Raw genomic sequence first — 11,851 nt, forward strand, 5'->3', positions numbered from 1 at the left:
CGAGGGTACTTCCACCAATAAGGGAAAGACCACGCTAGTCGCGAATGGCCGACAGTGCCTGGGCGACCTCTTGAGCCACCCGCAGGCCGGAGTCGATCGCGCCTTCGATGTAGCCCGCGTGGTCGGTTGCGGTTTCGGTTCCCGCCCAGTGAATATCACCGACGGGCTTGGAGGGCAACGGAAGCAGCCCGTCCAGAGCGCCCGCGATAGGCAGCGCCATATAGCCACCGCCGGCGTATTCGTCGGTATGCCACGACTTCTCGTGCCAGCTGACCGGCCGGAGAACATCGGGTCCGATCTGGCTGATCAAGGGCTCCAGCACAGCCCGTCGTCGTTCGTCGGCAGTCAGGCCATCGAGTTCGCGGGCCGCCGGTCCACCGATGAGCATGCACAGGTGGCCCGGACCATCCGGCGGGCTGGTGTCGAAGACACCGCTGCCCGGACCGTCGAGGACGATCAGCTCGCCGCCTCCACCCTGCCTCCAGAACGGCCGGTCGTACACGGCGATGGCCTTGTAGACCGAACCCATATAGGTGTCGTCCGCGAGGCGAGCCCGTTCCAGCGGGAGCGGTGGTTGGTGGGCAATGGAGCCGGCCATGGGCGCCGGAACCGTGACGATGACCTTGGTTGCCCGGAAGTCCCCCGCCGTCGTCTGCACCGTCACCCCAGAGTTGTCGCGAGCGACCGATACGACCTTGTGCCCCAAGCGGATCCGGGAACCCAGGTCGGCAGCCAAACCGTCGGCGAGTCCTTTCATACCTTCGACGAGCAGGGAGTCTTGCGCGCCCCCTTTGGTCGACAGCATGGTGCGCACCCCGCCCTGCAGTCGGATCATCCGCGCCATCGCGTACACCGAATGCCGGTCCAGATCTGCCGTCCAGGACACCTCGGCAATCACTTCCAGCAGCCGGCGAGCGGTGCGGCCCGGTACCCGACGCAGCCACGACTCCACGGTCCTGCCACTCCATCGCCGTGGGACACCGGTGCGAGACAACACCTCGATACCCACCAAGGCCGCTACGGCAGTGAGTACCGCGGGCGAGACCACCGACAACCGGCGTGAGCGGTCGATCAGTCCCGGCATCGGACCTGTGTGCATCTGATACCGGGTCAGGCCGAGTTCGTCGGCCAACGCCATGAGTCGGTGGTGATCGTGGCCGATCCACTGACCGCCGAGGTCAACCGTCGATCCCAGCGCTGTGGTCTCGCTCATCGTCCGGCCGCCGAGCCGGTCGGCCGCTTCCAGCACCACCACGTCGACGCCGCGGCGATGAAGCTCGCGGGCTGCGGTCAGCCCGGATACTCCAGCGCCGACCACAACCACCGTGGCGTCCGTTGCACTGTCTGTTGCCGTCATCGGACCTCCGTTTCTAAGTCGGTCAACCGTCCGACTTTTATAACACGGAACCGCCACAGACAACAGCCCGCGCCGAGTCGAACAGCGATTAGTGGCGCGTATCCGCCACCGGCTGGGGATCTGCCAGCGTCACCAGCATCTGGATCCCGCGGTCGAGATCGCGGCGCGCGCGCTGACCGTCCCGGCTGGCCACGTACTGGATGATCAAGCCGTCGAGCATCGCGAGCCCGAGCCGACCCAGGGTGGCGAAGTCCACGGCGCAGCGCTCGCCGGCGGCGTTCGCCGCCTGTTCGCAGAACTCCGTGACCAGCGCGGTGTAGCGGTCGTACTGCAGTCGTGCCAGTCCCCCCGATCCCTCGCTGCGCACGGAGTACATCGCCAGCTCGTACTGCATGACCTGCACACCGACGTCGCCTTCGACCAGGGCGTCCCAGAACGTCGTGACGCCGTGGCCCAGGGCGTGGGCCAGGCCCCGGTCGAGTTGCAGGCTGTCATGCACGGTGGCGACGACGTCGTCGATGACCGCGGCGATGACGGCGCGCAGCATCTGATCCTTGGACGGGAACACGTAATGCAATGTGCCCAGCGGGATACTCGCCTCGGCCGCGACGGCACGCAGCGTCGTTCCCGGCACGCCGACGTCGCTGAGCACGCGGATCGCCGCCGCGACGATCTGCTCGTGACGCTCGGCTGCCTTGACGTAGGCCATCGGAATCCCCTTCCTCAACTGAGCGCCAGCTTAGGAGAAAGTCAGACAACCGACCGGGTCGACGCCCCTTAGGGTGAAAACATGACCAACGCCGTCGTCCGCGCGACGTCACCGGATGACCTCGACGCGATCAGCGTCATCTACGCCCACCATGTCGAGACCGGGGTGGCCACGTTCGAACTGATCCCGCCGCATCGCGAGGAGTGGGAGCATCGGCTCGCGACGGCCCGCGAACGCGAATTGCCGTTCCTCACCGCGATACTCGACGACGAGATCGTGGGCTACGCCTACTGCTCACCGTGGAAGCTACGCCCGGCCTATCGGCACACTGTGGAGAACTCGATCTACCTCACGCCGCAGTGCGCCGGTCGCGGCATCGGAACCCTGCTGCTGCAAGGCCTTCTGGACGGCTGCACCGCGGCAGGTATCCGTGAGGTCATCGCCGTGGTGGTCGACATCGACGAGGCGGCGGCATCCCTCGCCCTCCACCGCAAGCACGGTTTCACCGAGGCCGGGCGACTGCGTGCGGTCGGCTACAAGCACGGACGATGGCTGGACACGGTGCTGCTGCAGTGCAGCCTGACGGTCAGCAGTTGACGAGTTCCGGCTCGCAGATCGGCTGCGAAGCCGGTTCCGGCGCAGGCTCTTTGGCGGCCGGCTCGGGATCCTTGGGCTTGCTGCCCCACGGGAACGCCAGCCGCACGATCTTGCGCACCACCGAGGCGAACTGCGTGTGGATCGGGCCGGTGTTGTAGGGCAGGCCGTAGCGCTGGCAGATCTCCTTGACCTCAGTGGAGATTTCGGCGTAGCGGTGTGCCGGGATGTCCGGGAACAGGTGGTGTTCGATCTGGAACGACAGATTGCCGCTGAAGATGTGGAACCACTTGCCGCCGGACAGGTTCGCCGAACCCAGCAGCTGGCGGAAGTACCACTGGCCGCGCGTCTCGTTCTGGGTCTCCTCGATGGTGAACTCGTGGGTGCCCTCCGGGAAGTGCCCGCAGAAGATGATCGTGTACGACCACACGTTGCGCATCAGATTGGCAGTCATGTTGCCCGCGAACACGAATGGCGCGAACGGGCCGGCCAGCAGCGGGAAGGCCACGTAGTCCTTGACGGTCTGCTTGCGGACCTTGGCCCACATCTCCCGCAGCATGTCCTTCTTGTCACGCAGCTTGATCTCGCCGGTGCGGATCCGCTCGGTCTCCAGCTCGTGCAGGGCCACCCCGTACTGGAAGAACACCATCAACAGGAAGGCGTACAGCGGGTTGCCCAGGTAGTACGGGCTCCACTTCTGGTCTTCGCTCATCCGCAGGACGCCGTAGCCGATGTCGCGGTCCATGTCGACGATGTTGGTGTAGGTGTGGTGCATGTAGTTGTGCGAGTGCCGCCACTGATTGGACGGGCAGGCCGAATCCCATTCGAAATTCTGGCCGCGCAGCGCCGGATCGCCCATCCAGTCGTACTGCCCGTGCATGACGTTGTGGCCGATCTCCATGTTGTCGAGGATCTTCGACAGTCCGAGCATCACCGTGCCGATCGGCCAGGCCGGGGGCAGGAACAGCAGCGCCCGGCCGCCGATCTCGAGCTTGCGCTGCATCTTGATGATGTCGCGGATGTAGGTGGCGTCACGCTCACCGAGATCGGCGACTGCCTTTTCACGGATGGCGTCGAGCTCGGCGCCGAAGGTTTCGAACTGCTCGGGGGTCAGGGTGTAGTGGGTCATGGCTGCGCCTTTCGGGTCTACAGGTCTATGACGACGTCGCCGACGGGTGCGGTGACGCAAATTTCGATGTCTTCGCAGTCGGCGGTGGAGATCGCGCCGGTGATCAGGTTGCGGACGGCGCCGCTGGTCTTGAATCGGGTGCAGGTGTGGCAGATGCCCATCCGGCAGCCGCTTTCCGGTGTGAGGCCGGCGGCCTCGGCCTGCACCAGCAGCGGCTGGCCATCGTCGGCCACCTCCACGTCGCTGTCGGCGAACCGAATGGTGCCTCCGGTGGATCCGGTCGGCACGGCGAACACGGGTGGGACGAAGCTCTCCGAGTGCGCGTCGGGACGCACCTCCCGCACCGCGTCGACCAGTGCCTGCGGGCCACAGACGAACACGGCGTCCGGCTGGGCGTCGGCGAAGGCGGCGGCCAGGTGTGCGGGACCGAAGTACCCGTCCAGATCCCCGACGGCTTCGTCGCGGGTGTAGCCGTGCAGGACCCGCACCCGGGCCGACCGCATGGCCGCCAGCTCAGAGCGGTAACAGGCCTCGTCGGCGCCGCGGGCGTAGTGCAGGAACGCGACCTCCCCGGTGAACGCCTGTGCACGCAATGTGCGCAGCATGGACAACACCGGGGTGATGCCGCTGCCGCCGGAGACGAAGAGGATGCGCTGCGGCAGCGCCTCGGGCAGGACGAAATCTCCGCCGACCGAGTCGAGCCCCAGCACCATGCCCGGGTAGGCGTGGTCACACAGGTAGGTCGAGACCAGCCCGCCGTCGTGGCGGCCGATGGTCAACTCCAGGTGGGCCGCCCCTTGCGCGTTGGCCGGCGAGTAGCACCGGGTGCGGCGCCGACCGTTGATCTCGACGGAGAGGTTGATGTGCTGACCCGCCCGAAATCCGGCGAAGGCCGCGTTCGGTTCGAGGGTCAGCGTGACGCTGCGCGGCGTCTGGCGCCGCACTGCCACCACCTTGGCCCGGGCGTCGCCGCGGGTCCAAGTCGGCTCGACCAGCTCGGTGTAGCGGTCGACTCCGTGGGGGCCGGTAAGCAGGTTCGCGAGAGCACTCATTCGCGGGCCGGACAGTAGCCGCCGGCCAACACCTTCAGCCAATGTTTGAGTGAACATGTGTACACAGTGCGCGTGCACACCCGACTCTGTCAACGATAAAAACCCAGCAAGTGGTAGGGTTCACATCAGTGAACAAACGTACGCCCAATTCACGAACATCCACGTCACGAACGCGACGGACCGAATCGTCGTCGCGGTCGCGGGACACGCTGTCCCGGGAAGAACGCAAGGAGGCCACCCGGCGCGCGATCATCACCGCGGCGCTGACCCTGCTGGAAGACCGCAGCTTCAGCGCGCTGTCCCTGCGGGAGGTCACCCGGGAGGCAGGCATCGTGCCTGCCGCGTTCTACCGGCACTTCGACTCGATGGATGCGCTCGGCCTGGTCCTCATCGATGAGTCGTTCCGATCCCTGCGGGACATGCTGCGCGGTGCGCGTGCCGGCAAGCTCGACCCGCATCACGTCATCGAATCCTCGGCCGAGATCCTGATCGGCAGTTTCAACGACCGGCGCGAGCACTGGCGGTTCATCGCCCGCGAACGTTCCAGCGGTGTGTCGGTGCTGCGTTACGCGATTCGCACCGAGATCCGGTTGATCACGTCCGAGCTGGCGATCGACTTGGCCCGCTTCCCCGGCCTCAAGGACTGGAGCAGCGAGGATCTCAACATCCTGGCCAATCTGTTCGTCAATGCGATGATCTCGATAGCCGAGAGCCTCGAAGATGCAGGGGACGCGGCGGCGGTCGAGGCCATCCACCGCACCGCGGTCAAACAACTACGGATGATCGCCGTTGGCGTCAATGGGTGGCGTAGCACCGGCTAGGGTCCGCTCATGTCCCCTGCACAGCCTCTCGATCTTGCCTACCCGCGGCCCGAAATCGCCGTCGTCACGCTCAATCGCCCCGAGAAACTCAACGCGCTGTCCTACGAACTGGTCGAGGCCCTGCACACCACCCTGGACGCTATCGCGGCGAACAACGAGTGCCGCGTCGTGGTGCTCACCGGCGCCGGTCGCGGCTTCTGCTCGGGGCTGGATCTCAGCGATCCCAATCCGCCCGAGGCCGGCGGCGGCACCGAGTTTCCCCGCTCGGGCATGCGCTGGCAGGAACGCATCGCGAACCTGACAGTCAAACTGCACCGGCTCCGCCAACCGGTCATCGCCGCGGTCAACGGCGCGGCATACGGTGGCGGCTTCGCCCTGGCGGCAGCCAGCGACATCCGCATCGCCGGCCCGTCGGCGAAGTTCTGCACGCAGTTCATCAAGCTGGGCATCGGCGGCTGTGACATCGGGGTGAGCTACACCCTGCCCCGGATCATCGGTGCGGGCCCGGCGTTCGACCTGATCCTCACCGCGCGTGCGGTCGAGGCGCCGGAGGCACTGCGGCTCGGACTGGTCACCCGCATCGTCGACGACACCGCGAACCTGCTCGACGCGGCCCTGGAGATTGCCGAAACCCTCTGCGGCTACGGTAAATTCGGGCTGGAATCGACCAAGCAGGTGCTCTGGGCCAACCTCGACGCCGGCTGCCTGGAAACAGCGCTGCACGTGGAGAACCGCAGCCAGATCTTGTCCGTCGGTACCGGGAGCCTGGCCGAGGTCAGCGAGGTGTCCCGCCACCGTCGACGATGACCACCTGCCCGGTCATGTAGCTGCCGGCGTCCGAACACATCAGCAGGGCCGCGCCGACCATCTCGTCGGGTGTGGCCAGCCGCTTCATCAAGGTCCCGCCCTTCATGAGATCGATGGCCTCCTGCGGGTTGTTGCGCATCATGTCGGTATCGACCGGCCCCGGGGCCATCGCGTTGACCCGGATGCCCAGCGGCGCGAACTCGGCCGCCATCGACCGGGTCACCGACATCAGGGCGGCCTTGCCCGAGGCGTAGATGGACAGCGCAGGGGCGAAGTTGAACGCCCCGACCGACACCATGTTCAGCACCGCCGCCTTCGGGCTGGCCTTCAGGTGCGGCAATGCGTGCTGCACCAGGAAAACCGGCCCACGCAGGTTCACCTCATAGGACTTGGCCCAGGCCTCAGGCGTCATCTGCCCCAACGGCTGCGCCAGCGCGTTGGCCGCGTTGTTGACCACCACATCGATCCCGCCGAACTCGGCGACCGTGCGCTCCACCAGTGCGCCGAGGTCGTCGATGTTGCCGCTGTGCGTGGGCACCCCGATGGCCTGTCCCCCGAGTTCACGCAGATGCTCGGCCGCCTGCTCGCAGGCCTCGGGCTTGCGGCTGGCAACCACCACGCGTGCACCGGCCAGCGTAAAACCCTCGGCGAGAGCCAATCCGATGCCGCGGGTGCCACCGGTGACGATCACGGTCCGGTCGGTCATGTCGAACAGATGGTCAAAAGTCTCACGGTTCACCCCGTCAGTAGAACATCACCGCGGTGCCGTCACGCAAGGCTTCAGCCCACTACGCGGGCACTGACGAACTCGCGGTCCTCACCGGTGATCGGGTCGGTGAACGCCAGGCGCTGGGCCAGCAGCTGCAGCGGGTTGCCGAAATCATCGGGCGCGACGTCGATCACGTTGGGATAGAGGGAGTCACCGATGATCGGCAGCCCGATCGAGGCCATGTGCACGCGCAACTGATGCGTCTGCCCGGTGCGGGGCGAGAGCCGGTAGAGCCCGCTTCCCATCGCCTCGACGTAGGTCTCGGCGTTGGGCTCACCGGGTTCCTCGAAAGCCTGTAACCGACCGCGCTGCTTGACGATACGGCTGCGCAGCGTGGCGGGTAGTGGCACCGTGACCACCCCGTCAGCACGGGCCAGATACGTCTTGCGAACCCCACCCTCGGCGAACAGCCGCTGGTATGGGCCCCGGACCTCGCGGCGCACGGTGAACAGCAGCACGCCCGCGGTCAGCCGGTCCAGCCGATGCGCGGGGCTCAGGTCCGGTAGGTCCAGTTCGCGACGCAGCCGCACCAGCGCGGTCTGCGCGACGTGGCCGCCACGGGGCATGGTGGCCAGGAAGTGCGGCTTGTCGACCACGACGATGTCGTCGTCGCGGTAGAGCACCGGGATGCCGAACGGCACCTCCACCTCGTCGACCAGGTCCCGGTAGAAGTAGACGTGCGCACCCGCGGGCAGTGTCGTCGTCGCATCGACCGGCGATCCGTCCGGCAGAACCACTTCTCCGGCAAGCACTTTCGCACCGATGCCGAACCGCGCCTGCAACTCGTCGTACACATTGCCGCCCAACAGCCGCAGCCGCGCCGGGCCGAGTCCGTCACGCACCGGCAGCGGCGGCGATGAGCGCCTGCGCGAAGAGCGTTGGGAACCGGGCTTTCTCAATTCAACGGCACAGGCTCAAGGATCTCGGCGCGGGCCTCGGGCGCGGCCTGGCGCAGGGCATCGGCGGACTCGTCGTCGGGCTGGGTCTGCGAAAGCACCTCGGCCTCCACCCGGGCGATGTAGGTGGCGACCTCGCGGTCGACGTCTTCGGCCGTCCATCCCAGCACTGGCGCAATCACTTCGGCGACCTCGCGGGCGCAATCGACGCCGCGGTGCGGGTATTCGATCGCGATCCGCATCCGGCGGGCCAGGATGTCCTCCAGATGCAGTGCCCCTTCGGCCGCGGCGGCATAGTAGGCCTCGACCTTGAGGTACACCGGCGCATCGGTGATCGGGGCCAGCAGTTCGGGCCGGCCCTCGGCCATCTTGAGCACCTCGCCGATCAGCGAGCCGTACCGGTCCAACAGGTGCCGGACCCGATACGGGTGCAGCCCGTAATGCTTCCCGACGAACTCGGTCTGGTTGATCAACGCGAAGTACCCGTCGGCCCCCATCAGCGGCACCTTCTCGGTGATCGACGGCGCCACCCGGGCCGGGATGTACTCTGCGGCAGCATCGATCGCGTCGGCCGCCATCACCCGGTAAGTGGTGTACTTCCCGCCCGCGATGGCCACCAACCCCGGCGAGGGCACCGCGACGGCGTGCTCACGCGAGAGCTTGGAGGTTTCCTCACTCTCCCCGGCCAGCAGCGGACGCAACCCGGCGTAGACGCCGTCGATGTCGTCATGGGTAAGCGGGGTGGCCAGCACGGTGTTGACATGCCCCAGGATGTAGTCGATGTCGGCCTTGGTCGCGGCGGGATGCGCCAGGTCCAGATTCCAGTCCGTGTCGGTGGTGCCGATGATCCAGTGCGTACCCCACGGGATCACGAACAGCACCGATTTCTCGGTGCGCAGGATGATCGCCACCTCGCTGACGATCCGGTCGCGCGGCACCACGATGTGCACGCCCTTGGATGCGCGCACCCGGAATCGGCCGCGCTCCTTGGACAGGGCCTGGATCTCGTCGGTCCACACCCCGGTGGCGTTGACCACGACATGGCCGCGCACTTCGGTGATGGCCCCGTCCTCGGAATCGCGAAGCGTGACACCCACCACGCGATCGCCTTCGCGCAACAATGCCACCACCTGGCTCGACGAGCGCACCACAGCCCCGTAGTGGGCGGCGGTGCGTGCCACGGTCATGGTGTGCCGGGCGTCGTCGACGACGGTGTCGTAGTAACGGATCCCACCGATGAGCGAGCTGCGCTTGAGCCCCGGAGCCAACCGCAGTGCCCCGGACTTGGTCAGATGCTTTTGCGCGGGAACGGATTTCGCGCCGCCCAGCTGGTCGTAGAGGAAGATGCCGGCCGCCACGTAGGGCCGCTCCCACCACCGGTTGGTCAACGGAAACAGGAACGGCAGCGGTTTGACCAGGTGCGGCGCGAGCGTGGTCAGGCTCAGTTCACGCTCGTACAGGGCCTCACGCACCAGCCCGAACTCCAACTGCTCGAGGTAGCGCAGGCCGCCGTGGAACATCTTGGAGCTGCGGCTGGAGGTGCCGGACGCGAAGTCACGGGCCTCGACCAGGGCGACCTTGAGGCCGCGCGTCGCCGCGTCGAGCGCTGCGCCGGCGCCCACGACACCGCCACCGATCACCACCACGTCGAATTGTTCACTGCCGAGTCGTTGCCAGGCTTGCGCCCTTTGCTGCGGTCCGAGGAAGGTTTGCCCGTCGCCCGGTGCTGAGATCGGGTCAGTCACGATCCCCAGGCTACGTGGACGACGTGGGATCCGCCCGATTCTCTAGTCCAGGTCGTCGTGTTTCATCAATTGACGCGCCGCCTCGGTGATCGAACCGGACAACGACGGGTACACCGAGAACGTCTGGGCCAACTCGTCGACCGGGATGCCGTTCTGCACGGCCAGCGCGATCGGCAGGATCAGCTCGGAGGCGATCGGCGCCACCACCACACCGCCGATCACCACGCCCGTAGCCGGCCGGCAGAAGATCTTGACGAAGCCGCGGCGCAGGCTGGACATCTTGGCCCGGGCGTTGGTGTTGAGCGGCAGTGTCAGGGTGCGGGCCGGCACGGACCCGTCGTCGATCGCGGCCTGCGGAACGCCGACGGCGGCGATCTCGGGGCGGGTGAACACCGCCGCGGCGACGGTCCGCAGCCGGATCGGGGCCACCGCCTCACCCAGGGCGTGATACATCGCGATGCGTCCCTGCATGGCCGCCACCGACGCCAGCGGCAGTAGACCGGTGCAGTCCCCCGCCGCGTAGATGCCGGGCACCGGGGTCCGCGACACGCGGTCGACCTTGAGGTAGTTGCCGGGCCCGAGTTCGATGCCGACACGCTCAAGCCCGAGACCACTCGTATTGGGTACCGAACCGACCGTCATCAGCGCATGGCTGCCGTCGACGGTGCGGCCGTCGGCCATGGTGACCCGGACCCCGCTGTCGGTGCGGGTGACCGACTCGGCGCGGGCGTTCTTGACGAGCGTGACACCGCGTTCGGAGAACACTTCCTCCAGCACCGCGGCAGCGTCGGAGTCCTCGTGCGGCAGGATCTGGTCGCGGCTGGCCACGACCGTCACCGTCACCCCGAGCTCGGTGTAGGCGTTGACGAACTCGGCGCCGGTGACACCCGACCCCACCACCACGAGGTGTTCGGGCAGCGCTTCCAGGTCGTAGAGCTGGCGCCAGTTGAGGATGCGTTCCCCGTCAGGCGCGGCGTTGGGCAGCACCCGCGGGCTGGCACCGGTGGAGATCAACACCACATCGGCGGTCAGCTGGCTGACCACGCCGTCCGGGCCGGTGACTTTCACCCGGTGCTGGGCCATGCCCGGGACGTCGTCGATCAGTTCGCCACGGCCCGCGATCAACTCGATGCCCTCGCTGCGCAACCGCTCGGCGATGTCTTCGGACTGCGCCGTCGCCAGGGTCTTCACGCGCTCGTTGATCTGCGGCAGCGAGATCTTGGACTGCTCGAAATCCAGCGAATAGCCCAGGTTGGGAGCCCGCCGGAGCTCTGTGCGCACACCCGTGGAGGCGATGAACGTCTTGGACGGCACGCAGTCCCACAGCACGCACGCGCCACCGATGCCGTCGCAGTCGACGATGGTGACGTGGGCGACCTCGGGGCCGCGGGCGGCGGCGACAAGCGCCGCCTCATAGCCGGCGGGTCCGCCGCCGATGATCACGATGCGGGTAGCCACGGGACTAACCTAACCAACTTCGCCGATTAAGCTGTCTTACCGTGCCGCTGTACGCCGCGTATGGATCGAATATGCACCCGGAGCAAATGCAGGAGCGGGCTCCGCACTCGCCGATGGCGGGTACCGGGTGGTTGCATGGCTGGCGGCTGACGTTCGGCGGTGAGGACATCGGCTGGGAAGGCGCGCTGGCGACCGTCGTCGAAGACCCGCTGTCGAAGGTGTTCGTGGTGCTCTACGACATGACGTCAGCCGACGAGCAGAGCCTGGACCACTGGGAAGGTTCCGAGCTCGGGTTCCACAAGAAGATCCGTTGCCGGGTGGACCGGCTGTCGTCGGACACCACCACCGACCCGGTGCTGGCCTGGCTGTATGTGGTTGACGCCTGGGAGGGCGGTCTGCCCTCGGCCCGCTATCTCGGGGTGATGGCCGACGCCGCGGAGATCGCCGGGGCGCCGGACACGTACGTGCACGATCTGCGCACCCGCCCCGCCCGCAACATCGGTCCGTAGCCGAC

12 protein-coding genes are annotated in these 11,851 nt (G+C 67.1%); 4 read left to right on the plus strand and 8 right to left on the minus strand.

From position 1 onward, the window contains the following. Positions 1–34: 34 nt before the first annotated feature. The gene (locus tag ACNQVK_RS28550) at positions 35–1,357 is read right to left on the minus strand and encodes a flavin monoamine oxidase family protein (RefSeq protein ID WP_418032210.1); all 1,323 of its coding nucleotides are present in this window, start codon (positions 1,355–1,357) and stop codon (positions 35–37) included. 88 nt (positions 1,358–1,445) lie between these two features. Further along, positions 1,446–2,066: a TetR/AcrR family transcriptional regulator gene (locus ACNQVK_RS28555; protein WP_418032211.1), complete on the minus strand. Its 621-nt coding sequence runs from the start codon at positions 2,064–2,066 to the stop codon at positions 1,446–1,448. Positions 2,067–2,147: 81 nt separating this feature from the next. Between ACNQVK_RS28555 and ACNQVK_RS28560 the strand changes: the two genes are divergently transcribed. Then, positions 2,148–2,663 carry a GNAT family N-acetyltransferase gene (locus ACNQVK_RS28560; protein WP_418032212.1) on the plus strand — a complete coding sequence of 172 codons (516 nt, stop codon included), beginning with the start codon at positions 2,148–2,150 and terminating at the stop codon, positions 2,661–2,663. Here ACNQVK_RS28560 and ACNQVK_RS28565 read toward each other — a convergent pair. Further along, positions 2,653–3,789 (minus strand): fatty acid desaturase family protein, encoded by a 1,137-nt coding sequence (locus ACNQVK_RS28565; RefSeq protein ID WP_418032213.1) that lies wholly within the window; start codon positions 3,787–3,789, stop codon positions 2,653–2,655. The two genes, ACNQVK_RS28560 and ACNQVK_RS28565, sit on opposite strands and share 11 nt — an antisense overlap. 17 nt (positions 3,790–3,806) lie before the next feature. Next, positions 3,807–4,898, minus strand: coding sequence for a ferredoxin reductase (locus tag ACNQVK_RS28570; protein WP_418032214.1), 1,092 nt, complete (start codon positions 4,896–4,898; stop codon positions 3,807–3,809). A gap of 71 nt (positions 4,899–4,969) precedes the next feature. On the opposite strand from ACNQVK_RS28570, the gene ACNQVK_RS28575 reads away from it, so the two are divergent. Next, positions 4,970–5,662, plus strand: coding sequence for a TetR family transcriptional regulator (locus ACNQVK_RS28575; protein WP_044516535.1), 693 nt, complete (start codon positions 4,970–4,972; stop codon positions 5,660–5,662). A gap of 9 nt (positions 5,663–5,671) precedes the next feature. Further along, positions 5,672–6,469: an enoyl-CoA hydratase/isomerase family protein gene (locus ACNQVK_RS28580; protein ID WP_418032215.1), complete on the plus strand. Its 798-nt coding sequence runs from the start codon at positions 5,672–5,674 to the stop codon at positions 6,467–6,469. Here the strand turns inward: ACNQVK_RS28580 and ACNQVK_RS28585 are convergent. The 4 genes from ACNQVK_RS28585 to ACNQVK_RS28600 are packed head-to-tail and all read right to left on the minus strand — an operon-like array spanning position 6,438 to position 11,337. Next, the gene (locus ACNQVK_RS28585; RefSeq protein WP_418032216.1) at positions 6,438–7,208 is read right to left on the minus strand and encodes an SDR family NAD(P)-dependent oxidoreductase; all 771 of its coding nucleotides are present in this window, start codon (positions 7,206–7,208) and stop codon (positions 6,438–6,440) included. The two genes, ACNQVK_RS28580 and ACNQVK_RS28585, sit on opposite strands and share 32 nt — an antisense overlap. A 41-nt stretch (positions 7,209–7,249) precedes the next feature. Then, positions 7,250–8,080, minus strand: a complete 831-nt coding sequence (locus tag ACNQVK_RS28590; RefSeq protein WP_418032217.1) for a pseudouridine synthase — start codon at positions 8,078–8,080, stop codon at positions 7,250–7,252. 53 nt (positions 8,081–8,133) lie between these two features. Continuing rightward, a complete protein-coding gene (locus tag ACNQVK_RS28595) occupies positions 8,134–9,879 on the minus strand; it encodes a glycerol-3-phosphate dehydrogenase/oxidase (protein ID WP_276126558.1) in 1,746 nt (581 codons plus the stop codon). A gap of 42 nt (positions 9,880–9,921) precedes the next feature. After that, positions 9,922–11,337 (minus strand): NAD(P)H-quinone dehydrogenase, encoded by a 1,416-nt coding sequence (locus tag ACNQVK_RS28600; protein WP_418032218.1) that lies wholly within the window; start codon positions 11,335–11,337, stop codon positions 9,922–9,924. Positions 11,338–11,378: 41 nt separating this feature from the next. Between ACNQVK_RS28600 and ACNQVK_RS28605 the strand changes: the two genes are divergently transcribed. Beyond that, entirely contained in the window at positions 11,379–11,846 is a 468-nt protein-coding gene (locus ACNQVK_RS28605; RefSeq protein ID WP_044516526.1) for a gamma-glutamylcyclotransferase, read from the plus strand. Positions 11,847–11,851: the final 5 nt, after the last annotated feature.

This window comes from Mycobacterium sp. 134 (assembly GCF_048282715.1).
Lineage (GTDB): Bacteria > Actinomycetota > Actinomycetes > Mycobacteriales > Mycobacteriaceae > Mycobacterium > Mycobacterium septicum.